The following is a 23,713-nucleotide window of genomic DNA, read 5'->3' as shown; positions in this document are numbered from 1 at the left end:
ATTTCACAATCGGTAAGAAGAGGATGGAACAAACCGAAAAACATCCTTAGTTGAGCCATGCTTGACGACTTAGCACGTTTGCTGAATGGGGATTTCAATGATGAAAGAGGCACCCTGTCCAGGCAACGAGCGGCACTTCAAGCTGCCCTTATGGCGTTCGGTGATGACCTGATGGCTGATAGACATTCCCATGCCCGTACCTTTGCCTACAGCTTTGGTAGTAAAGAAGGGATCGAATAAGCGTTTCTGAACCGCTTTGGGAATACCAGGTCCGTTATCAGTCATTTGAATCACCACAGTTTTGCCAGTTACCTTTGTCTGGATAGTAATGGTGCTGGGATGCTCTGCGAATGCTGCTAGAGAGCGGTGCTGATTCTGCTCATCCAACGCATCGATCGCATTACTCAAAATATTCATAAACACCTGATTGAGTTGTCCTGCATAACACTCAATCTTCGGCAACGTGCCATAGTCCTTCACGATCTCAATGGCGGGACAGTCTGACTTAGACTTCAGCCGATTGTGGAGAATCATGAGCGTGCTGTCGATGCCTTCGTGAATATCAACATCTTTCACTTCGGCTTCATCCAACCGCGAGAACGATCGCAATGATGCAACAATCTTTTGAATGCGATCGGCACCCACTTTCATGGAAACCAAGAGTTTGGGAAGATCTGCCATCAAAAACTCCAGGTCGATCGCCTCGACCGCAGCTTTAATTGCGTCTACTGGATTAGGGTAATGCTCCTCGTAGAGTGAGAGCAGCCTGAGCAAATCCTGGGTATAGTCATTCGCATGAGTTAAGTTGCCGTAAATGAAGTTAACGGGGTTATTAATTTCGTGTGCCACCCCAGCGACCAGTTGCCCCAAACTCGACATCTTCTCGTTCTGCACCATTTGCGTCTGCGTTCGGCAGAGTTCTTGCACAGCGTGCTCTAAGTCCGTTGCTTGTTGCTTAAGCTGTGTTTCTGCTTGTTTGCGATCAGTAATGTTAAAACTGGTGCCGACAAGACGATGAACATTCCCTTCCTGATTGAATAGTGGGTTAAAGGTAGTCATCAGCCAGGTATCTTTGCTATCAAACGTCAAATTTTCTTCTGTCGTCAGAGCTGTCTTGGTAACAATGCAGTGGTCTAGAAATTGACAGATCGCTGCACCTTCAGTTGCACCAAACACCTCGGCTGGCGTTTTGCCCTCCACCTCAGCACTTAAACGACCCATGAGCTTTGCTTCCACATGGTTGTGGCTAGCATATCGATATTCACCGTTTTCCAGTCGATCGACGACAAAAATAGAGCAGTTTACGCCGTCATAAATGCTACGTAGAAATTGCTCTTGTTCTTGCAGTTTTGCCTCAACATGTTTGCGCTCGTTCAAGGCAGCATGACGCTCCGAGATTTCTTGCTGCAATTGCTCAATGGTCTGCTCTAGTTCAGCATTGCGGGCTGTGATTTTAGCCTCTAGTTGGGCATTGGCTTCTTGTAACGCTAAAGCGTGTTGCTTTTGCTCTGTAATCAACTCAGCAAAAATGATAATGCTGCCGATCGTGCCCATAGAGCCATACCAGGGGCGGACTTCCCACTTGAGCCAGATGATATTGCCATCAACGTCGGTTACAGCTTCTTCCTCAGAGCGCTCGATTGCACCTGCCAAACACCGCTGATGAACACCTTTCCAATGCGGTGGCAGGTCGGGAGAAAGGTCGTAGTGAGATTGCCCGATAACGTCGCGATCGCCAAAGCCGTAGTCTTCACACCAACGACGACTTGCTAACAGGTAGTGCATCGTGCGATCGAACATGGCGATCGCGATCGGGCTATGCTCGGCAAACGATCGCAGTAGTGTGGCTTGATCAGTTCCCTCATCGTTTGAATCCAAGCTCAGTTCGGTGGACTGCATGCGCGTCAAACACTCCCTATGAGGACAAAAGCGGCTTTAACTACCGTCTTCATCATGCCCTGAACAAAGAATGTGTTAACGCAGCATGGTAAGCTCGCGCTGTTTGGATGGTTGCGGCTCTAGACCAGCAAGCCTGTATTACCTGTAGGTGTCTGCCGAATTGGAATTTCAATGACAAAGGTTGCGCCTTGCCCAGGCTGAGAACTGCACTGAAGCGTACCCTTATGCCGTTCGGTAATTACTTGATGGCTGATGGACATCCCCATGCCCGTGCCTTGACCAACGGCTTTAGTGGTGAAGAAGGGGTCAAAGAGCCGCTTTTGCACTTGCTCGGACATCCCCGGACCATTGTCAGCAATCTGAATGACGACACGATCGCCCCGTTGCTTGGTACGAATCGTAATGGTGCTTGGCTCCGCAACACAATCAGCAGGTGAACGTTGCTGGTTATGGTCATCCATCGCGTCGATCGCGTTGCTTAAGATGTTCATAAACACCTGATTGAGCTGCCCCGCATAACATTCGATCCTGGGCAGGTTGCCATACTCTTTCACTACTTGAATAGCAGGATGATCACTTCTTGACTTCAGCCGACTGTGGAGAATCATCAGCGTACTATCAATACCCTCATGAACGTCCACATCTTTCACTTCGGCTTCGTCTAGCCGCGAGAACGATCGCAGCGATTGCACAATTTCGCGAATGCGGTCTGCCCCTACTTTCATGGAGACGAGCAGCTTGGGCAAATCGCTCCGCAGAAAGTCCAGGTCAATGTCTTCAATGGTTGTTTCAATGGCTGCGGTAGGCGCTGGATCATGCTCCTGATAAAGCTCCAACAGGTCGAGTAAGTCTTGTGTGTACTGACTAGCGTGATGGATATTGCCGTGAATGAAGTTGACTGGATTGTTAATTTCATGCGCTACACCCGCTACAAGCTGACCCAGGCTAGACATCTTCTCGCTTTGCACCAGTTGCGTTTGGGCTTGACGCAGTTCTTGAAGCGTTTGTTCGAGCGCCTGAGACTTCTGCCGTTCGCCTGCTTCGCTCTCCCGCAATTCTGCTTCAACCTGCTCGCGTTGAGCAATCTCAGACTTGAGCTGGTTATGGGTAGCTAATTCTCGAATTACTGTGTCAAAGGTCATGGCTAGAAACCGGATTTCGCTAGCAAGCGTGATGCGGGGCATTGTAAAAGCGCCCGATTGTTTGCTGTCCCTGACGGCATCGTTCAGTACCCTCAGGGGAAGTAAGACCGTTCGATGAATGAGAACACCAATGAGACACAGAATGCCGATCGTGCCAACCAGCAAAACCAGAGTAGAGGAGTAGAAGAAACGTTTTGAGTCGGCTTGCATCTCTTGCAGGTCAACGATCGCGATCGCCAGCCCACGCTGCCCTGAAGTACCAAAGAGTACGCTGTTAAAAGGCAAGACCTGCACCAGCACAGGTTTGCCATGTAGAGTCATTGCTTGACTAACTTCCGTACCTTTCAGTGCCGCTTGCTCAATAGAGGGTGCTAACTCTGGGTGCTCGATGGTGTAAAAGCTGTCTGCGACTCCATGAGAGGAGTGCTCTGAGTCCTGAGAACTATGTGCCAAAATCTTGCCACTTGGGTTCACAATGACAATCTCAATGACGGCAGGCAGGGTGGCGTAATTTTGCACGACCTGCCGCAGAATATGGCGATTTTCGATCGCCAGCAACCCCTCAGTGGAAAACTCCAGCGATTGCGTAATTGTTTGAGCGCGTTGTTTTACCTGTTGAGCTAAGTCTTCCTGGATGAGACGGTAGTTTACCCATAGGGTTGCAAAGCCGACTGTTAGGAGGGAAAGCCCAAAGCCAAGCAAGAGTTGCTTTGAAAGACTTTGCTTCCGTAATTGCAAGAGTTGGTTCAAGCTTTCCAAGCCTCAATTGCAGCAGTGATTGGTCTGGAGCTGATTTCAATATCTTTACGGGGCACGTGACCAGCGCGTGGATCGTCTTGCAACAGTTGAGCCAGTTGGGCGATCGACTGTTTTAGCCTGCCCTGCGACTGAATGCCAACCTTCAGCGATTGCAATTTTGGCTGCCCGACGGCACAAGCGTTGAGACCAAGACTAATGATCAGGGCGATGAAGCTTAAGCCACTGAACGATCGCCAACCGTATAGGCTGGAGCTGACTCGTCTGGTTAGAGAGCCTAGCCAGCGAGTCTTGACCTGCTTCATAGCCTTTTTCCTGAGACTTCGTGGATGCAATTCCTTCTTCAAAGTGCCCATCCACTGGTCAAAGATCACAGCACGCCACACTGCCCTTGCTGGCGTAAGAGGTGATCGCATAGTACGAGTGCCATCATTGCTTCAACCATCGGCACGGCACGGGGTAACACACAGGGATCGTGACGACCTTTGGCTGCTAATGTCACTTCTTCGCCTGCATTCGTTACGGTGCGTTGCTCTTTGCGAATGGTAGCAGTGGGCTTGAAAGCAACGCGAACGAGAATATTTTCGCCGTTGGAGATGCCCCCTTGTACACCGCCCGATCGATTTGTAACGGTGCGAATGGTGCCGCGATCGTCTGTGTAAAATGCGTCGTTATGCTCACTGCCTGTTAGCAATGTGCCTGCAAAGCCAGAGCCAATTTCAAAGCCTTTAGTCGCTGGGAGAGACATGATACCTTTTGCTAGATCAGCTTCGAGCTTGTCGAAAACGGGCATTCCCAGACTTTTGGGGACATGACGGGCAACACATTCCACCACACCACCGATCGAATCCCCTTCTTTCCGCATCTGTTCAATCAAATCAATCATGCGATCAGCAGCATCTTGATCGGGACAACGGACGATGTTGCTCTCCACCTGCTCCAAAGTCACGGTTTCGGCATCAACGGCACCTTCCAGATCTTTGATTCGCTTGACGTAGCCGATGATCTCTACCCCTCCCACTTGCTGAAGAATCTTTTTAGCGATCGCGCCTGCTGCGACTCGCCCAATAGTCTCCCGTGCAGATGAACGACCCCCACCCTGCCAATTACGAATGCCATACTTTTCGTCATAGGTTGCATCGGCATGAGAGGGACGGTACTTGACCGCCATTTCGTCATAGTCTTGCGATCGCTGGTCTTTGTTGCGAACGAGGATGGCGATCGGGGTGCCCGTCGTTTTACCATCAACCATGCCAGAGAGAATTTCGCAGGTATCCGCTTCATTGCGCGGCGTTGTAATCTTGCTTTGTCCCGGTCTACGGCGGTTCAACTCTGCCTGGATTTCCTCAACCGAGATTTCTAGCCTGGGCGGACAACCATCAATGACGACACCAACGCCACCGCCATGCGATTCGCCGAAGGTGGTAATGCGAAAGAGATGACCGAAGGTATTGCCCATAGTGATTGTTGGAGAGAGGGTAAGATGGCGATCGTAATGGAAAACGGGCGTTTGAGGACGGGTCAGAATCACCGAAGACCCTCGTAACTACTTCAGCCTGAATGCCACCGTCACATCATGCAGATTGGCATTTGGAAAAGCAGTTGTATAGTCTTGAACCAGGTTTTGCAGGGCATCAAAATAGCTGAAGGCAACGACTAGCTGCGCCCATGTGGGACTGCGATGAAACTGAATACCTAGCTGCCGTGCTGCTTTACGACACTCATTGAACGAGCCATACCGTTGTTTTAGCCCTGCTTGATCAAGAACAACTGGAGGCTGAAACCGCACGGCGGGCAAGACCTGAGAGTTCGTTTCTGCCTGCTGGTGCAGTTGATTAACCGCAACTTGCGCCACTGTAAAAATCTGGGCAGCATTCTTGAGATCTGCCTCGTGATTGATATGCAGTTGATCCAACAACTGATTAATGCGTTTTTTGCCCATAAACTTATAAGTCGCGCAGCGATCGCTGGACAGACGCTGGATCAGTATACATTTGCGGATTTTCCTGACGATCCTCTTGCTTTGAGGGTAAGGACGATGCAGCGGGCGATTGATTTGAACTGAGCACCAAATCATCGCTTTCTTCTCGCCACCAGGTAATTAATGCTCTCAAGGCTCGCCAAAAGCGGTTAAACCGACCGGGGAAAGCCATTGCTCCCATGGGGCTACCGATGTCTTCAACCTCTCTAAATGCCTGGGAAATTTGCTCCAAATGAGAAGACATTGTGCCTAGTTCTTGCTCCAGAGCAGTAATAATATCCTGTTTGTTTTGAGCCAATACTTCTTTATCTTGAGCTACCTGATTAATCAGTTGCTGTAAACGAGCGACATCACTTCGTAACGTTACAACAGTTTGCTTATGCTCTTCATTACGTCGAATGAGCTGCGATCGACTGCGGTTCGTAAAAATAAGGCAGTCTCGCATCTCTACATAAAGCTGACTCACATCCGACGGACTCAGATGCTCTACCGTTTTTGGAAAGTCTGTTGCTGAACGAAAGCGATCAGTCGGATGATTTGAGGTCGCCATTGTGTCACTCCAGGAGCGGTGCCATTCTTTCTCTTAATTATTGGCAAGTTCATCGGACTTGTTGCCGTCATTCTAACCATTTACCAAACTTTTTTATTTCTAAACAAAAACGCCCTCCTAAAAGGAGAGCGCTTTGTTGAGCGAGAGCCTGGTGTAATTAGCCGTCGATCGCAGGAGCCTGCATTGAAACGAGGATTGCGTCGCCTGCTGCCAGGTCAAGCGGGAAGTTGTGAGCATTGCGTTCGTGCATCACTTCCATACCTAGGTTGGCGCGGTTCAAGATGTCCGCCCAGGTGTTAACCACGCGACCTTGAGAATCCAACACTGATTGGTTGAAGTTAAACCCATTCAGGTTAAACGCCATCGTGCTAATGCCCAGAGCCGTCAACCAGATACCAACCACGGGCCATGCACCCAGGAAGAAGTGCAGTGAGCGCGAGTTGTTAAAGCTGGCGTATTGAAAGATCAAACGACCGAAGTAGCCATGTGCTGCCACGATGTTGTAAGTTTCTTCTTCTTGACCAAACTTGTAGCCGCTATTCGCCGACTCGTTTTCGCTGGTTTCTCGCACCAAAGAAGACGTGACCAATGAACCGTGCATCGCGGAGAACAAGCTACCACCGAAAACACCTGCCACACCCAACATATGGAAGGGGTGCATCAGAATGTTGTGCTCTGCCTGGAACACGAACATGAAGTTAAAGGTGCCAGAAATGCCGAGGGGCATCCCGTCAGAGAAGGAGCCTTGACCGATCGGATAGATGAGCAGTACGGACGTAGCTGCCGCTAGAGGTGCAGAGTAAGCGACGCAGATCCAGGGACGCATACCGAGGCGGTAGGAGAGTTCCCACTGGCGACCCATGTAAGCGAAGATGCCAATCAAAAAGTGGAAAACAATGAGCTGATAAGGACCACCGTTGTAGAGCCACTCATCTAGAGAAGCGGCTTCCCAAATGGGGTACATATGAAGACCGATCGCGTTGGAGGAAGGCACAACCGCGCCGGAGATAATGTTGTTGCCGTACAGCAAAGAGCCAGCCACAGGCTCACGAATGCCGTCAATATCTACAGGGGGAGCAGCAATGAAAGCAATGATAAAGCAGATAGTTGCTGACAGCAGGGTAGGGATCATCAACACTCCAAACCAGCCTACATACAGACGGTTATCAGTGCTAGTGACCCAGTTACAAAACCGATCCCATGCGCTTTCGCTTTCGCGCCTTTGAATGGTTGTTGTCATAGTAGTAATAAGTGCTAGAAACTACAGGAAATCCGTAGCCAAAAAATAAATGTTTGGCAATCTTTACCAGATGCTGGTATTGCTTACCTACTCTCATAGTATTGAGATCCGTTTTTATTATTCCAGCGTTGCCTGTGAAGATTTATCAACTCGATTGCAATCTCTTTCTATCGCTCAAAGCCCTTTAATAGACTGGTTTAAGAGCTTGATTCGTTGCTATTCAGCGAAGTCTACGAAGATTGATTTTTAAGTTTTACGAAGCGATCGCAGACGCAAGCAATTGACCTTCAAAGTCACAATCACGATGAAATAAGCATCCAAGAAAAAGTGCTACCTTTTGTCACAATTACTTTGGCAACGGGCTTTTTAACGTAATTGCAACTATTAGTGATTTTTCTTCACTTTAAACTGACAAAAGTGTTCAAAGACTCAATAGAGAACGGGGCAACTGTTGGATTTTAGGCAAAGACCATCATCAAAAACTGTCATGCCATGAGAATTGTTCCCCGGCTTGGAGACACCAACGGTTCAGTAGAGTTGGCTTCTTGGACTATAGGACGATCGTTCAGCTAGTCCAACTCGATTAGTCCAGCTTTAACGCATTGGCAGGCACTTCGTCCCACGAATTGACGGTACGTAGGCGGGCAATCCAGCCTGCTGCTACTTGTTCGGCGGTCAGATTGTTTTGAAACGATTGGTGGCAGTCCTGCGCGTGGTCTTCATCGCAACACGCAATGCACGAGTAGAGGATACCGGATGGATCAATCTGTTCGTTTACCCAAATAGACACGATCACACGCTCCTGAAGTGTTTAGAGGGTTTTGGTTAGAGACGGAGACAAAGCAATTAGTGTCGATCGCTCTTCGTCTCCGTTCTCAATTACTCTTACTTCCCAGTCTACAAGCTTCACCGCTATCGTCTCACGATGTTTTACCTGCCATCAGCGTCAATGCATCTCCTGTAACGCGACAGATGCGCCAATCGGGTAAAACAGTAGCGCCCATCTGCTCGTAAAAGGCGATCGCGGGTGCGTTCCAGTCGAGCACACTCCACTCCAGCCGCCCACAGCCTTCTGCGATCGCCCGTTGCGCTAAAGATGTCAGCAAAGCCTTGCCGATACCCCGTTGACGATACTCTGGCAAAACAAACAAATCCTCCAGATAAAGCCCTGGTTTTGTTAAAAACGTCGAATAGTTGTAAAAAAAGAGCGCCAGTCCAGCAACGTTACCTGCGGTTTCAGCCAAAACCACTTCAGCATAGGGACGTGAACCAAACAAATGCTCCTTTAATGCTTCCGGCGTGCCTGTAACTGCATGAGAAAGTTTTTCATACTCTGCCAATGCCTGAATTAAAGCAAAGATAGTCGGCACATCGCTAGCAGTTGCCGCGCGGAGCTGGATTGGTTCAGGCATAGGGGCTAACGGTAGGTATCAGTAGAACAGAGCTGTAGGGATATTGCAATAACATTCCTACAAAAAACAATAGCTTTGAAAGATACCAACCGTCAGCAAAGCTTGCTAGAACCTTAGCTAGCCAGCGCGAGCGGGATTGATTCAGCTTGGTGTGGCGCGCGCTCGGGATTAAGGCGATCGTTCAAGTAGCTATACATACCGTCACACGCATCGAAATAAATGGTGACGCCCTCTCTGCCCTGCTCGGCGAAAATAATCTGTGCACCGTAGTGGGGAGAGGTCAAGAAATTTAGCCATCGAGCGACCTGAACATAGGGCACAGCAAGCTTACCCAGTTTTTCGCCATCAACCATTTCGAGCGAGAATTTAAGCGCTGGTTGCATAGAGAGTTCCTCAACGTTCTGCTGAGAGTATTCTACACGTAGAACAGTATATTTGTACTATTTAATTCCAACTGTTCTGATCTTTTATTGGGGTAAGGGAGGAAAGCGGAGAAGCAGGGGAGCAGAAGCAGTCTTTTAAGTTCCGACTTCTAGCTTCTGACTCCTAACGCCTGATAGCTAAGCTCCTTGCCTCATCACTCCTTATTCATGCTGAAACTCATCCAAAAGCGCCTGGAGCGAGGCTTTCATCTCGGTTGGCGTTGTGGGTGTGGTGCCAAACTGCCGGACGACAATGCTGGCTGCCAGGTTGCCTAAAACGGTTGCCTCCCATGAAGTTGCTCCTGCGATCAGCCCCAGCGTGAAGGCAGCAACAACGGTATCGCCTGCGCCTGTTACATCAAAAACATCCGTACGATTAAAGGCAGGAATATGGTGCTGAGTGCCGTTGCGATCGAATAGGCTCATCCCCTCTTCGCCACGAGTGATGAGCATTTGCTTTGCCTGAGTCAGCTGCAAGAGGGCGTGTCCACCTTGCTGAAGTTGCGTTAGGTCAGCCGGATTACCTGATGGACTAACGAGCGAATAACCAACAGCTTGCTCGGCTTCAGGCAGATTGGGTGTGAAAACCGTTGCGCCTGTGTAGCGATCGAGTCCGGTCTGAGCGTCAACAACACTGAGCGAATGGGTCAGCGCTGCTTGAATGACCGGTGGTGTTAAGGTACCATCGCCATAATCGGAGCAGACAACTGCATCAACGGTGCCAACGTGCTGCTGGATGTAGTCGGCAAGCTGAAGCTGGAGCGACTCAGTGGGCAAATTATCTGACTTACGATCGACCCGCACAATCTGCTGCGTTACTGACTGGCGAGCATGACCCGAGATCCGCGTTTTGGTTACAGTGGGGCGATCGCTGTCCAGCAGAACTCCTTGCGTATCAATACCTGCGCCTTCAAAAATGCTGCGTAGTGCTTTCCCCTGGTCATCAACACCCAGTAGCCCCACAGCTTTCACCTGTGCGCCCAGTTTCGCAAAGTTATAGACCGCATTTGCGCCACCACCCGGCACCTGTCGCGTCGTTTCATGGCGAATGATGAGCACAGGTGCTTCGCGAGACAGCCGCTCCACCTGCCCCGTAAGAAACTCGTCCAACGTCAAATCGCCGACGACTAAAATCTTCGCTGCCTGAAAGCGATCGATCAAGTAAAACAGCCGTTCAGCAGACGCTGCAAGCTGGGCTGCAAAAGACGCATCAAGAACCATAGACGATCGCACGTGACCCACAAGTCCGCAAAGAGTACGCAAACAACTTTATCTCAGTCAGAGTAGCGCATTCGGGTAATCACACACGCAACTCTAATAAAAAATGTGTTTTGTACAAATTGCTGCGAGCCAAACGCTTAAGCAGGATCAGCAGACTTAGGACAAACCGTTTTAGGATCAAATGTGTAGTCGAAGCGAATGAGCTGAAACTTATCACCATCACTAAATTTTTTATTTTTCGTGGTGGTGGTAATGTCTTCGATCGCAGCCGTATCTAAGCCTTTGTAGCCTGATGTAAGCAGCACAACGGGCGGTTCTGCGAGGGTGCCATCGGGTTTCACAATCGCGCTAAAGGAAGCATTACGCACCCCTCTCACCGACGGACAGGCATCCTTTGGAAAGAGATCAGTCACCCTCTCAGGCGTTTTGTAAAAGCGGCTGTCATCAACATTGCCATCCGTTACCTTCGCCGCCCTGTCTATGAAAGCAGTCACATTATCGTTAAAGACTCCTGCCGCTTTTTCTTCGGTTTCTGGACCATTGAAGGTGTATGAAGGATCGGACTGACGCGATCGGGCTGCATCTGCCTGAAGCGCAGCAATTTGTTCTGGCGAAAGCTTCTCTGCACGGGTAGGCGCATTTGAAGGGGGAGTCGGCTGGTCAGAATCTTTAGCATCTGCATCCGCTGGCTTGGATTCAGCAGGGGGCTTTGATGCCAGAGGCGGCGCTAAGTCAGGAGGCGGTTTGGGAGCAAGCGGCTGAGGAGTCGAGGGGCTTAGCGGCTTCTTTGCTGACGAAGCAGGAATATCAAAAATAGAAGGCGGCACCGGGAAAGAAAAGGTTGGTGGCGGATAAGGCGGAAGGGTGTAAAGCGATGGATCGTTATACACCTTAGGATCAGGCAGCTTTGGTGCTGGCTGGTTTGGCTGCAAGGGTTTAGCAGGCAGGAGTGATGGGGGAAGTGGCGTAGCAGCATCGAGCGTCGGCAGCTGCCTTTGCTCAGCAGGGGACAGTTCCAAAACCTGCACTCTTCGCTGTGTATCTAGCTCCTCCGGCTGGCTAGCCAACAGACTTGGTAACGATGCCCCTAGCACACCATGTGCCACAAGAGAGGCTAAGACAGACAGCGAAGCTGGTTGGCGCAATTTCTCTAGCACCCGCTCCAGGGTTTCCTGGTTAATCTGGGGTAGCCTTTTGGGTGATAAGGAATTAGACATAGCAGATACGCTCGGTCATGGGGCAATGGAAGCACGCGATCGAGAAGGAACGCCCTGCTTCAAATCTTAGCGCTCGCGGCTGGACTAATCGCGTTTTGTTGCCAGTTTGGAAACTGTATAAGGAGATAAGGACTAAGGAGTTATAGCGGTTTTTGTCTGAAAGGAAGTACACCCAATACCCGCCATCCTAACTTTACAAGCCGTACTGTGCTGATCTGGAAAAAGCGATCGCCCTCGTTGCTAATTCCTATTGTCAGCAAAAACGCTTTAAATTTTAGGAAAGCTGCCAATCTTTACTCTTCTTGCCCATGCCTCTACCGATCGTTATTTTGCCAGGTTATCTTGCGGGCGCGTTGGAATACCGTGTTTTAGAAAAGACGCTCCAAACGTTAGGCTTTCCAGCGGTTACAGTGCCCTTGCGCTGGCAAGACTGGGTGCCCACGATCGGCGGTCGGTCAGTATCTCCCATTCTGCGGGTGCTGGACACCACGGTGAAACAGGTGCTTCAGCAGTATGACGTGCCTAAAGTGACGCTGGTAGGGCATTCAGCCGGTGGGTGGCTGTCGCGCATCTATTTGGGCGAAAAACCATACTGTGTTCATCCTAATGATGTGGATGATGGTGCCTGGTCTGCCCGCGATCGGGTAGCAACACTCATTACACTCGGTACGCCGCACACTAGTTTGGAACGCTGGACGCGCAAAAATCTCGATTTTGTTAACCTGAGTTACCCTGGCGCGTTTTACTCAGATGTACGCTACGTCTGCGTTGCGGGAAAAGCGATCTACGGGGATCGCTGGCGAAGCTGGTTGGCTTTTAGCAGCTATAAATTGACGTGCGGACAGGGCAACACATGGGGCGATGGCATCACACCGATCGAGGCTGCCCACTTGAATGGTGCCGAAAATTTAATTCTTGACGGCGCGATGCATTCTCCTAGAGGCAATCGCGTTTGGTATGGATCGCCAGGCCTGTTGGAACGCTGGACACCGTACTTGGCGTAGAAAAAGGCAGAAGGCAAAAGCAACTAAAAATGCTCTGGCGTTTGCAGAGCGTGTTTAAGAGACTCAAGGTCGATTACTCCAACGAACACTGCCGCTTAAGTGCCTGCTTCAGCAAGGTGTTATATTGCCGGCTGCCGATAATATGGGCACCAAACCGTTCCAGATGGGGGTTCATCATTTGGGCATCAAAGAGAACGAACTGTCGATCGCGCAATCTTTCTACCAGCTTCACCATTGCGACCTTTGAGCCATCAGGAATGCGAAAAAACATCGACTCGCCAATGAAAGCACCGCCGATCGCTAACCCTAAAATGCCGCCTGCCAGTTCATCGCCCTGCCAGGTTTCAAAACTGTGTGCCCATCCTGCTGCGTGCAGCGATCGGTAAATGTCTTTCAGTTCTGCCGAAATCCAGGTCGTTTCGCGATCGGCGCATCCCTCAATAACCGCCTCAAAGTCTCGGTTCACTGCTACAGTAAAGCGCTCTTGATTAAGGACTCGCTGGAGCGATCGGGGATAGCGAAACCGCTCATCTAGGGGAATCAACGTCCGTTCTCGACTGGAATACCAGCCCAGCGAATCCCCTGTATTATCCGCCATGAGGAAATAGCCCTGGGCATATCCCTGGATAATAGAGGCAACATCAAAGCGGCTCTCACTCAAGCGTGCAACACCTCACTTCGTCAGACATTGGGCACCAGCATTTCATTATAAAAGCGAGTTAAATTCCCGACTTCCTCAAGCAGTCAACGCACTAAATGAGCCGGAGAGCAGCCTAGCTACTTAAAAATATCCTTTCGCTTTTGTACCCAGAACGTGACGACCAGATACACCACTGCATGGAGGCAAAGCATCCCCCAATTCAGCATCAAGTTGCGCCAGGAGGGATCATAAACGGCTGTCGGCTCAAAAGGAAGCGGAATTGTACTGCCATCTGGAAGTTTCGTTGGTTCTGGCACCATCGCATTAATATTCACGACCGTACCGTAGGCACCAACCGACCAGCGGCTCAGCATTAGCCAGGATAGTTTGCTGGTCAAGCTATCCATGCGGAAGAGGACACCAGAGAAGATGATTTGAGGCAGCAGCAAGAGGGGAAGAGCACTATTTGCCTGGCTGGCATTACGGACGATCGCCGAAACCATTAGCCCCATGCTCATGCAGGCAATCAGGGTGAGAAAGGTTGTCACGCCAACACCTAGTTCCCAGGTAAGGATGGTAGGAGCGGGATCAGCAAAACCGAGCAAAATAACCCACACAATCAGCAGCGTTTGCAGCAGTGCAAGACTGGCGAGAATGACGGCTTTTGACCCTAGATAGGCAAACAAACCAAGATTGACCAGTCGCTCTCGCAGGTAGATGGCTGACTCTTTGATAATCTCTTGAAGGGAACTAGAAAGCCCCACCCAGAGAGCCGCACAGGAAAACACAAAGAGAACGCGCAGTGCCAGTGGAGCCAGTGTAGGATCAGGCGTTTCGGCAAGGATGAGGGGATTTTTGTCTCCGACTGCCAGCATGATCAGGCTAATGCCGATCGGTGCTGTAAGCAGCGACAGCAACAGGTTCACGGGATCGCGACGAACCAGTTGAAAGTAGCGCTGCGTCAGCAGCCAGAGTTGAGCCAGAAAGGACGTACCTTTGCTGGGTGTTGGGATCGCTCGTGGCTTGTTGCCATTACCAGGGGTAAGGTGTCCGGTAACGTACTGCCAATAATCATCAGAGTGGCGGAAGCGTTCTGCCCATTGGCGCACGATCGTCTCGCCTTTTTCCAGTTCATTGTAGATGTCGGCAAAGTCATCCGATCCAGTTTGGAAGAACGCTAGCGCCTTGAGCGGTGGACCAAAATAGCAAAGCCGTCCGCCTCGTCCGACAAAAGCAAGGCGATCGCATAGTTTAATGTTTGCTGTCGCATGAGTTACCAGAATAACGGTGCGCCCCTCATCTGCCAGCTTCCGCAAAAGCTGCATCATTTTTTTGTCCAGTCCGGGATCAAGCCCTGATGTCGGTTCATCCAGAAAAAACAGTCTGGGATCGGCAAGTAGCTCCACACCAATACTGACTCGTTTCCGCTGACCACCGCTGAGTTTGCTAACTAACACACCAGATCGATCGCTCATTTCAATCTGATCAAGCGTTTTTTCAACAATGGCGGCGATGTCAGTATCAGCAGGCAGACGCAGCTTTGCGGCATAGGTTAGCACCTCCCCAACAGTCAATTCGCGATGCACGATGTCATCTTGGGGAACGTAGCCAATTTGGGCGCGGTACATCCCGAAGTTACGACGCAAGTTGGTGCCATTCAGATAAACAACCCCTTTATCAGTCGGATCGATCCCCAACAGCGTTCGCATTAAAGTTGATTTGCCAGCACCACTGCCGCCTACCAGTGCCACAAACTGTCCAGGCTCGATCGCCAGCGACACGTCATCCAAAAGGCGACGGTGTTCCTTTCGCTTCCCTGGCACCTCCCGCACCAATTCCCACGCATCTAAACGAATCTGGTTGCCGCGATCGACAACTTTCAGCACGTCATCTCGACAAACCAGAGTAAACGGACCAATTTGGATCGTGCAATCCGCAGGCAATACAAGACTACCGTTGACCCGCGTTCCGTTAACAAACACACCATTGGCGCTGTGATCTCGCAGAATGTAGCGCTGCCCGTCTGGTTCGATCGTGGCATGACGGCGAGAGACAATCGGCGCATCTAGTTCCAATGTTGCCTGGGGATCGCGCCCTAGAGAAATCGTTCGGTTCTTTAGTGAGAGCGATCGCGTCTCTGGCATCTCCGCTACTTCCGCACCCAAGGGATTGCGGTAAATCAGCGTCACCTGATTGTGAGGATTCTGCCCAATCCGCAGTTCTGCCCCATGCTTGAGTAAATAACCTTTTGAGGGCGTAATCCGAGTCCGGTTCAGAAAAATGCCGTTTGTGCTCGGTTTTTGACCATCGCCATCATAAAGGCAGTAATCTTCGCCCGATCGCCGCAACAGCGCATGACAGCCAGAAATCATCTGCCAGTCGCCAGGAAGAACCAGATCGGCGCGTTGGGCATCTCGTCCTAGAAGGTGCTGTTCCTGGGTCAGAAAACGTTGAACCGTTGTGCCCTGGTTAGTTAGCTCCAGGTAAGGTTGCGTTAGAACCGTCTTTTCGCTGGTTCGCATGAGGCATGAGTTGAAAGGTCAAGCAGTCTCCCGATGTTCAGGATACCCATACAACCTCAGCAGAGATAGTGTCCCCACTATTTAAACGTGGTCACAATAGACACGCTTCGCTTAACGTCCTAATTCTTGCGATCGTCGATCGGCAGCTAAGACAGCTTCAATGATTGCCGAACGAAAGCCAGCGCGTTCAAGTGCCGCAATGCCTGCGATAGTCGTGCCGCCAGGACTCGTTACCTGGTCTTTCAGAGCGCCTGGATGCTGCCCCGATGACTGAAGCAACTGTGCAGTGCCCTTAACCGTTTGGAGCGCAAGTTGAAGCGCGATCGCCCGTGGCAAGCCTGCTGCAACACCGCCATCCGCAAGAGCTTCTACCATCAGTGCAACATAACCTGGTCCTGAACCAGATAGTCCTGTAACGGCATCCATAGCCGCTTCGGGGACTTCTACCACTTCACCCACTGCCTCAAAAATCTTCCGCGCTTGAGCCAGGTGATGCGGTTGGGTGTGAATACCAGGAGCGATCGCCGTCATACCTGCGCCTACTGTAGCGGGTGTATTCGGCATCGCCCGCACTACAGGCTGGTTAGGAAACGCGGCTTCCAGCTTACTCAGCGATGTTCCCGCTAAAATCGAAAGTACTAGCAGCGATCGCGTCCCGATTTGTTCTGCTAGCGGTGACGTCACTGCACCAAAAAGCTGAGGTTTAATCGCCAATAAAAGCACATCGGCTTCGGTAGCGGCTTGATTCTCGGTTGTTACCTGAACGCCATAGGTGTGCGCCAAAAAAGCTCGTCGTTCTGCCTGTGGTTCACTCACCAAAATAGCCTGCGGTGCGTAAACACCACGATCGACAAGACGGGATAATAGAGCTTCCCCCATTACCCCGCCGCCAATCAGACCAAGTTTAATAGACAATTTGACCGTCTCCGTTGAGCTGTCAGCAATAAGCGGTCAGCCGTCAGCAAAACGCAATTAAATGCTGATAGCTGAACACTGACAGCTTTTACTGTGCCATTCTCATTGGCTCGTTTGACCAAGCTGGCGCGGGTGCTGCCTGACGCGGAACGCGTGCTTGAGGCTGCTGAGTTTGTGGCGCTTCATAACCTGGAACCCCTTGAGTGCTGACTTGAACACAGCTTGGGGTGAAGAGGAAAATGCTTTCGCCAATACGCTCTTGATGACCATCGATCGCGTAGGTGCCACCAGCTACGAAGTCAACCGCACGCTGCGCCTGATCGGGATCCATGATGGTAAGGTTAAGCACCACAGACTTGCGTTCGCGCAATGCCTGGATTGCTTGAGGCATTTCTTCAAAGGAACGTGGTTCCATCACCACAACTTCCGAAACACCATTTACGCCTACGCCGGGCATACCAATAACGTTGCCCATAGGTGCTGCGCTCATGGTGCCAATTTCAGTACCGAGTGGGGGACGATCGCGCAAGCGACTGGGGCGACGAGTGCGTGCATCTTCTTGCGGTGCAGCAGCAGGTTGCGCGTGCTCTTGCTGATAGAGATTTTGATACTCGTCTCCATCCATTTCGTCGTACTCGTATTCGTAGTCCATAGGTTCGTTAAATCCAACAAAGTCTCGTAGCTTGGTGAAGATGTTGCTCACTGTTCACGCTCCATCACGATCAGAGTTAATTGAGAAACGCATAACGACCGGAAAAGCAGGGATCATGCTAAATCTAGTCCGTAATAATCAGAGGTAGCAAAAAGGGAATTACCTTCCGAACCTCTTAACTAAAAGCCCAACTGATGAAGGCTTATATCCACAAACAAATAGCTTAAACGCCCTGCCTGCTTTGACCGAATTGAATGAATAGTATACATCCAGATACCGAAATCCAAACATACTACCAAAAGTTTTTTCGATCAGGATGTTTAAGTCATTAATGGCAGAGGGAAACGATCGGTCTAAGTCGCTTCCTTCAACAAACCATCAGACCCTAGGGAACAAGATACTCGATCTTTTGAAAATCGCTTCATTTTTTCTCAAACTTTTTGCAATCAATCCCAGCAGATCTGAAGCAACTTTTTGGCTCGATTTAGCAATGGTTATGCAGGACGATCGCCAAAGAGAATGCGCCCTAAGCGAACCATCGTCGCCCCTGCCTGCACTGCAAAGCGATAGTCATTCGACATTCCCATTGACAGCACTTGCATTTGAATATGGGGTAAATTTTGCTGCCGAATTGTATTAGCTAGGGTTTGCATCTGTTGAAAGGCAGTCGTTGCTTCTGTAGACGTTAACCCATAGGGAAGAATTGTCATCAATCCTTGAATCCTGAGATCTTCGCATTGATTTAAGACTGACAGATCGTTCATCAGCTCTGCCACTGACCATCCATATTTTGTTGGATCTGGCAGCAGCTTTACTTGTAGCAATGACTGTGGTTTTTGCGGTAGTGGTGCTGCTAATCGATTCAGTCGCTGCGCCAGCTTTAAATCGTCGATCGAGTGAATCCATTGAAAGCACTCCAATGCCTTTTGCGCTTTGTTGCTTTGCAGATGCCCAATCAAATGCCAGGTTACATCTGTAAGGTCATGCAGTTGAACCTGTTTTGCCTCTGCTTCCTGCACTCGATTTTCGGCAAAATCTCGCACTCCCGCATCATACGCAGCTCGCATTAATTCGATCGAAACTTGCTTGGTGACTGCAAGCAACCGCACCGAATCTGGCAGCGTTTGACGAATCTGGTGAATGCGTTCTGCGATCGTACCGCTAAGTTGAGAAAACGCTGTCATTGAAATGTTTGTTTATAAATCACCTGAAGCTGATTGTAATCCTGCTGCTGCCCTTGACGACGCAACATTCGCATCCGGTTTTCGACCAGAATGCGGGCATCAGTGCGAGTAATAGACTCAAACTCTAACCCTTCATCGCCATTGGCAACCAAGAAAAACAAGCGCTGTGCATAAAGCGTTGTAAACAACTCACGCGCTGTGTCGATCAGACAGACTCTAAAAAGCAAGCCAAAATTCGGATGATTTAAGTAATCTTCGTTGCTCATTCAGGTCTAGGCGGACGACGGAGAGAATAGTACACCTTAATGTAGGTATGACATCACTTTACGTGATAACGATGCCTCTATCTCAGGCATAAAAATGATCTGTGATAAGGGGCAGAGGAGTAAGGAAGATACAGAGAAATGAGGAAAATACAGAGGAGGCAAGGGGAACAGGAGGTAAAGGGAGCAGAAAAGGCAAAGGATAGTCTTGATTTAGTTTTGACGACTAAATACTGGCCCAACTCTTGACTATTAGCGTTTAGCCTCCAGCCTCTCTAAAGTTCCCAACCCCAGACCAAACGCGCACCCCATAGTCCTGTAAGCGTCACGATCGCCAGCCAATCGACCCATTTCAGGCGAAACTGATGCCATTGCACCTGATGTTCATTGGGGCTAGTGAAGCCTCGGACTTTCATAGCACTAGCAATTTGCTCCGCCCGCAACAGCAGGTTTTCGAGCAAGCGTTCGGCAACAGTCAACCAAACTTGCAGTGCCTGTCGCCAGCCCAACTTACGCCAGTTGATTGCACGGGTGCTGACCGATCGCATCAAGTTCTGCACTTCTTCAAGCACAAGGGGGATAAAGCGGAGCGAGAGCGTCAGCGTAAGGGCTACTTCTGTTACAGGTAAATTGAAGCGGCGTAAAGGAGACATCCAATCTTCGATCGCGGCTGTAATCTCCTCTGGCGAAGTAACCAGCAAAAAAAGATTGGTGCTGTAGATGAGCGTAAACAGGAGTGTGCTGTAGCGAATGGCTAAAGCGATCGATCGCTTGGTGATGGTGAACCAGCGGCTTTTGAAGACGACGTAGCGGTAATCTGTAGGCTGCGGTAAAACGGTAGGCGTCGTGCCCGCAGGCGGTGATACAGACGGCTTGCCAACAGCCAGCGGATTGTACCAGGGAAGTGGCGCTGCGGCAGGTGGCAGCTTGTTTGGTTGTTGGGCAAAAGCAAGCTCATCTACAGGTAAGCGAGGCTGATGCCGTGTTTTTAGCCCATCGGGTAGCACGGTGGTTAAGGCAAACACCATAAAACTAAGCGTCAACAGCCAACCCATCTGCTGTCGCCATACCCGCAAAGGAATCAGGGCTAGAACAGTAAGCAGAACGAGCAATGCCGATAACAGCACCCGCCAAAAGGCATTTGCTAGCAGCGGCGCTGCCAGAAAGGTCATCAACCATGCTAACTTCAGCCGGGGATCGAGCCGATGCAGCCAGGTAATGGGTTGTTCAAGGTATAGCCCCAGGGGCAGAGAGCGGAGCAAATCCATGAATCGTTTTTAGCTTTTAGTTTCTAACGGCTGGCTAGAAAAGTCTAACAACTAGCAACTAGCAACTAACAACTGCTTATCTTGTTGCTCGGTTTGCTGTCACGCGATCGCGATCAACATCTCTTGTTTTCTTACCACGCCACAGAAGGCGAATCGGTGTGCCAACAAAGCCAAGGGATTTGCGAAACTGACCTTCGACGTAGCGGCGATAGTTGTCGTTAAACAAAGCAGGATCATTGACAAAGAGCGCGATCGCCGGTGGGCGACTGCTGACCTGCGTGCCGTAATAAATTTTGCCTTGGCGACCCTGACGTGTCGTAGGCGGAGAGTGCCAACCAACCGCTTCTTCTAGCACTTCATTAATAACAGAGGTGGAAACACGCCGTTTCTGTTGTTCGGCAGCAATGTTCACCATATCGAGGATCTTTTCCACGCGCTGTCCAGTTTTGGCGCTAATAAAGATCACGTCTGCCCATTCGGTAAAGTGGAGACGCTCTCGCACTAATTTCTCGTGGTCATAAATGGTATAGGCATCTTTTTCGACTGCATCCCATTTATTCACCACAATGACGCAGCCACGACCTTCATCAGCAATTCGTCCCGCTAGTTTTTGGTCTTGCTCAGTCACGCCATCCAGCGCATCAATCACTAACAGCACCACATCAGCACGATTAATCGCCTTGAAAGCACGGTTAATGCCAAAAAATTCAGGTCCATACTCGACATTCTTTTTCTTGCGAATGCCTGCTGTGTCAATAAGGCGATAGGTTTGTTCGCCGTGCTGCACCACCATATCGATCGCATCTCGCGTCGTGCCAGAAATCGGGCTGACGATCGAGCGTGTCTCACCAACAAACGCATTCAGCAGGCTCGATTTGCCCACGTTGGGTCGTCCTGCGATCGCTACTTTAATTTCGTTAGATTCTTCAATCTCATTAGCAGGCGGCAGGTGCGTAATCAATGCATCCAACAGTTCGCCCGTCCCGTTGCCATGAATGCCCGAAATGGGAAATGGTTCGCCCAAGCCCAGCGACCAAAATTCTGCCGCCTGTGCTGCCCCCTGATCCACCGACTCGCATTTGTTGACTGCCAGCAAAACGGGCACAGAGTGTTGCCGCAACCAGCTAGCGATCTCTTCATCCGACGGCATCAGCCCCGTAAGACCATCCACTACAAAGATGGCGGCACTTGCTTCTGCCAGCGCAGCCAGTGCCTGTTCGCGAATAAGTGGCAAAAACTCGGTGTCATCGTCAAACACCAGACCGCCTGTATCTACAACTTGAAATTCTCGATCGCGCCAAAAGGCTGGTTTGTAAGTGCGATCGCGGGTGACACCCGGTTCATTAAACACGATGGCATCCTGCAATGCCGACAGCCGATTGACGACGGTAGACTTGCCCACGTTAGGACGACCAATAATAGCAACAGTAGGCAAGGGCATGGCAGGAAGGGATGAAGGATGAAGGCTAACGAATGAATGGGGTTCATTACGATGAGCCATTCATTATCAACAGTCTTCTATTCTAGCGGCAGTGCTAGCAGATCCTCAGAAATCCACTACAGATCATTTATTGTCAAGCAACTCGTCAACTGTTAACCCTGACTGCCGAATTAAACCTCTCAACAGTTCTAGTGCAAGTTCTCGGTGCTTTGGTGCTGAAATCGCGGGCTGGGTTTCGTGTCAAAGAACCAAAGAACCAAAGAGCCAAAAGGATTACACTTCGTCACGCCGATCGTCGTTTTTTCAGTCGCCAATGTTGAAATTAGTACGAATCCTATCAATCATGTTTACGTTCTGGGCAAAGAGAATCTGCTTAATCAGTTAAGATCGCTAGACATGAAGTAACGTACTGGCTCCATGACTGATACCAATGCAAAAGATGACGCGATGCTGCGGCAAACAATGTATCGCTATATGACGCAAGAACTGGCAGAGCAGTTATTGGAAAATCCTGAAGCCAGCAAAATGGAGAGTCAGGTTAAAGAAGTATCCATCTTGTATGCCAATATTTGTAACTATGAAACGCTTTCAGAGGGCATGGAACCAGAAGCAGTAGTGGGCCTGCTCAATCAATACTTTGAAACGATGGTAGATGCCGTGTTTGAGCACAAAGGTACGCTCGACAAGTACATTGGCGCAGCGATCGTGGCAGTTTTTGGTTCGCCTTTACCGCTTGACGACCATGCTTGGAAGGCGGTAAAAACAGCGGTCGCCATGCGCGATCGCCTCGTACACCTGAATACCCAATTCGCATCTACCAACCTGCCAGCCCTGCAAATTGGCATAGGCGTTAACACTGCTAGAGTGGGGGTTGGTAATATTAGCTCTAGCAAACGGATGGAATATACAGTAGTTGGTGATGGCGTTAATCTGACTGTTGCCCTAGAAAGGGCGGCTCAGGAGCATCAGTGTGACATCATTCTTGGGGAAGCAACTTATCAATACTGCGCTGATAGAATCCAGGTAGAAACTTTGGGTTCAAAGCTCTTAAGCGGCAGAAAGCAACCGATTACCCTCTACAAGTTGGTTGGACTGTCATGACTACGCCTTCGATTCAGTGGTATCCCGGTCACATTGCCAAAGCCGAAAAAGCGCTGATGGAGCAGCTTAAGCGTGTTGATGTCGTGCTGGAAGTGCGAGATGCGCGGATTCCACAATCGACAGAGCATCCCCAAGTGCAGCAGTGGTTGGGCACTAAAGGGCGTGTGCTGGTGCTGAACCGTATTGACATGATCTCCACGCAAGCGCGGCAGCAGTGGACAGAATGGTTTCGCTCGCAGGGAGACGAACCCTATTTTACTGATGCCCAACATGGAAAAGGCATTGAAACGGTGTTGCACGCAGCCCAAAGAGCGGGAGAGCAGATGAATCAACGTCGGCGCGATCGTGGTATGTTGCCCCGTCCCGTCCGTGCCGTTGTCATCGGTTTCCCCAATGTTGGTAAATCAGCACTGATCAACCGTTTGCTGAATCGGCGTGTCGTAGACAGCGCTCGTCGTGCAGGCATTACCAAACAACTGCGCTGGGTCAGAATTTCGGATCAAATTGAGCTGCTGGATGCGCCCGGAGTGCTGCCATCGCGCTTGACCGATCAGGATGCCGCACTCAAACTGGCAATTTGCGACGACATTGGTGAAGCCGCTTACGACAATCAGCGGATTGCCGCTGCGCTGATCGAGTTGCTCAAGGAACGGGCGATCGAGTCTGTCTTGCAGGCACGCTACAACCTGGATGCTCAACCGTTTACTGGCGAAAGCTATCTACACGAACTGGCCACCCACCGCCATAAAGGCGATGTGGAGCGCACCGCACGTCAAGTATTGAACGATTTTCGTACCGGAGTACTGGGGGCGATCGCGCTGGAATACCCTATGGAGCGGTCAGCGGTCAGTAGTTAGCAGTTAAGAGCTAGTTGATCTTCAGA

23 protein-coding genes are annotated in these 23,713 nt (G+C 50.3%); 3 read left to right on the top strand and 20 right to left on the bottom strand.

Annotated elements, in window-relative coordinates; translation table 11 throughout:
• Window positions 1-69 precede the first annotated feature (69 nt).
• The 12 genes from H6F86_RS15590 to H6F86_RS15535 form a co-directional block, all read right to left on the bottom strand.
• On the bottom strand, window positions 70-1,899 hold the full coding sequence (locus H6F86_RS15590; RefSeq protein WP_199305305.1) for an ATP-binding protein: 1,830 nt from the start codon (window positions 1,897-1,899) through the stop codon (window positions 70-72).
• A 119-nt stretch (window positions 1,900-2,018) separates the two neighbouring features.
• On the bottom strand, window positions 2,019-3,791 hold the full coding sequence (locus tag H6F86_RS15585) for an ATP-binding protein (protein WP_242033543.1): 1,773 nt from the start codon (window positions 3,789-3,791) through the stop codon (window positions 2,019-2,021).
• A complete protein-coding gene (locus H6F86_RS15580; RefSeq protein ID WP_190449525.1) occupies window positions 3,788-4,102 on the bottom strand; it encodes a hypothetical protein in 315 nt (104 codons plus the stop codon). Before H6F86_RS15580 ends, H6F86_RS15585 begins: the two co-directional genes overlap by 4 nt.
• Before the next feature lie 65 nt (window positions 4,103-4,167).
• Window positions 4,168-5,256, bottom strand: a complete 1,089-nt coding sequence (gene aroC / locus H6F86_RS15575) for a chorismate synthase (RefSeq protein ID WP_190449652.1) — start codon at window positions 5,254-5,256, stop codon at window positions 4,168-4,170.
• Between the two features lie 87 nt (window positions 5,257-5,343).
• Window positions 5,344-5,739: a hypothetical protein gene (locus H6F86_RS15570; RefSeq protein ID WP_190449524.1), complete on the bottom strand. Its 396-nt coding sequence runs from the start codon at window positions 5,737-5,739 to the stop codon at window positions 5,344-5,346.
• Window positions 5,740-5,743: 4 nt separating this feature from the next.
• Window positions 5,744-6,328: a hypothetical protein gene (locus H6F86_RS15565; protein ID WP_190449523.1), complete on the bottom strand. Its 585-nt coding sequence runs from the start codon at window positions 6,326-6,328 to the stop codon at window positions 5,744-5,746.
• A gap of 157 nt (window positions 6,329-6,485) precedes the next feature.
• Window positions 6,486-7,568, bottom strand: coding sequence for a photosystem II q(b) protein (psbA, locus tag H6F86_RS15560; protein ID WP_190449522.1), 1,083 nt, complete (start codon window positions 7,566-7,568; stop codon window positions 6,486-6,488).
• A gap of 583 nt (window positions 7,569-8,151) precedes the next feature.
• Window positions 8,152-8,358, bottom strand: coding sequence for a glycogen debranching protein (locus H6F86_RS15555; RefSeq protein WP_190449521.1), 207 nt, complete (start codon window positions 8,356-8,358; stop codon window positions 8,152-8,154).
• Window positions 8,359-8,488: 130 nt separating this feature from the next.
• A complete protein-coding gene (locus tag H6F86_RS15550) occupies window positions 8,489-8,980 on the bottom strand; it encodes a GNAT family N-acetyltransferase (protein ID WP_190449520.1) in 492 nt (163 codons plus the stop codon).
• Between the two features lie 113 nt (window positions 8,981-9,093).
• Window positions 9,094-9,363 carry a hypothetical protein gene (locus tag H6F86_RS15545; RefSeq protein WP_190449519.1) on the bottom strand — a complete coding sequence of 90 codons (270 nt, stop codon included), beginning with the start codon at window positions 9,361-9,363 and terminating at the stop codon, window positions 9,094-9,096.
• 201 nt (window positions 9,364-9,564) lie between these two features.
• The gene (locus H6F86_RS15540; RefSeq protein ID WP_190449651.1) at window positions 9,565-10,623 is read right to left on the bottom strand and encodes a PfkB family carbohydrate kinase; all 1,059 of its coding nucleotides are present in this window, start codon (window positions 10,621-10,623) and stop codon (window positions 9,565-9,567) included.
• Window positions 10,624-10,760: 137 nt separating this feature from the next.
• Window positions 10,761-11,840, bottom strand: a complete 1,080-nt coding sequence (locus H6F86_RS15535) for a hypothetical protein (RefSeq protein ID WP_190449518.1) — start codon at window positions 11,838-11,840, stop codon at window positions 10,761-10,763.
• Window positions 11,841-12,148: 308 nt separating this feature from the next.
• Here H6F86_RS15535 and H6F86_RS15530 point away from each other — a divergent pair, with 308 nt between their 5' ends.
• Window positions 12,149-12,844 carry an alpha/beta fold hydrolase gene (locus H6F86_RS15530; protein ID WP_190449517.1) on the top strand — a complete coding sequence of 232 codons (696 nt, stop codon included), beginning with the start codon at window positions 12,149-12,151 and terminating at the stop codon, window positions 12,842-12,844.
• 73 nt (window positions 12,845-12,917) lie between these two features.
• Here the strand turns inward: H6F86_RS15530 and aat are convergent, their stop codons facing one another.
• The 8 genes from aat to der form a co-directional block, all read right to left on the bottom strand.
• A complete protein-coding gene (aat, locus tag H6F86_RS15525) occupies window positions 12,918-13,505 on the bottom strand; it encodes a leucyl/phenylalanyl-tRNA--protein transferase (RefSeq protein ID WP_190449516.1) in 588 nt (195 codons plus the stop codon).
• A 116-nt stretch (window positions 13,506-13,621) separates the two neighbouring features.
• Window positions 13,622-16,006, bottom strand: a complete 2,385-nt coding sequence (locus tag H6F86_RS15520) for an FHA domain-containing protein (RefSeq protein ID WP_190449515.1) — start codon at window positions 16,004-16,006, stop codon at window positions 13,622-13,624.
• A gap of 111 nt (window positions 16,007-16,117) precedes the next feature.
• Window positions 16,118-16,921 carry a pyrroline-5-carboxylate reductase gene (gene proC / locus H6F86_RS15515; protein WP_190449514.1) on the bottom strand — a complete coding sequence of 268 codons (804 nt, stop codon included), beginning with the start codon at window positions 16,919-16,921 and terminating at the stop codon, window positions 16,118-16,120.
• A gap of 88 nt (window positions 16,922-17,009) precedes the next feature.
• Entirely contained in the window at window positions 17,010-17,624 is a 615-nt protein-coding gene (locus H6F86_RS15510; RefSeq protein ID WP_190449513.1) for a cell division protein SepF, read from the bottom strand.
• A 443-nt stretch (window positions 17,625-18,067) separates the two neighbouring features.
• Window positions 18,068-18,757, bottom strand: a complete 690-nt coding sequence (locus H6F86_RS15505) for a YggS family pyridoxal phosphate-dependent enzyme (protein WP_190449512.1) — start codon at window positions 18,755-18,757, stop codon at window positions 18,068-18,070.
• On the bottom strand, window positions 18,754-19,023 hold the full coding sequence (gene pipX, locus H6F86_RS15500) for a transcriptional coactivator PipX (protein ID WP_190449511.1): 270 nt from the start codon (window positions 19,021-19,023) through the stop codon (window positions 18,754-18,756). The genes H6F86_RS15505 and pipX overlap by 4 nt, the downstream gene beginning before the upstream one ends.
• 272 nt (window positions 19,024-19,295) lie before the next feature.
• A complete protein-coding gene (locus H6F86_RS15495) occupies window positions 19,296-20,288 on the bottom strand; it encodes an energy-coupling factor transporter transmembrane protein EcfT (protein ID WP_190449510.1) in 993 nt (330 codons plus the stop codon).
• Between the two features lie 76 nt (window positions 20,289-20,364).
• Complete coding sequence (der, locus tag H6F86_RS15490) at window positions 20,365-21,729, bottom strand: ribosome biogenesis GTPase Der (protein WP_190449509.1); 1,365 nt, start codon at window positions 21,727-21,729, stop codon at window positions 20,365-20,367.
• Window positions 21,730-22,146: 417 nt separating this feature from the next.
• On the opposite strand from der, the gene H6F86_RS15485 reads away from it, so the two are divergent.
• Both H6F86_RS15485 and ylqF read left to right on the top strand, forming a co-directional pair.
• On the top strand, window positions 22,147-22,830 hold the full coding sequence (locus H6F86_RS15485; protein ID WP_190449508.1) for an adenylate/guanylate cyclase domain-containing protein: 684 nt from the start codon (window positions 22,147-22,149) through the stop codon (window positions 22,828-22,830).
• Window positions 22,827-23,687, top strand: coding sequence for a ribosome biogenesis GTPase YlqF (ylqF, locus tag H6F86_RS15480; RefSeq protein WP_190449507.1), 861 nt, complete (start codon window positions 22,827-22,829; stop codon window positions 23,685-23,687). The genes H6F86_RS15485 and ylqF overlap by 4 nt, the downstream gene beginning before the upstream one ends.
• The last annotated feature ends 26 nt before the right edge of the window (window positions 23,688-23,713 follow it).

Source organism: Phormidium sp. FACHB-592 (assembly GCF_014695795.1).
Lineage (GTDB): Bacteria > Cyanobacteriota > Cyanobacteriia > Leptolyngbyales > Leptolyngbyaceae > Stenomitos.
Note: the sequence above shows the minus strand (reverse complement) of the source record. Positions and strands in the feature narration are given on the sequence as shown.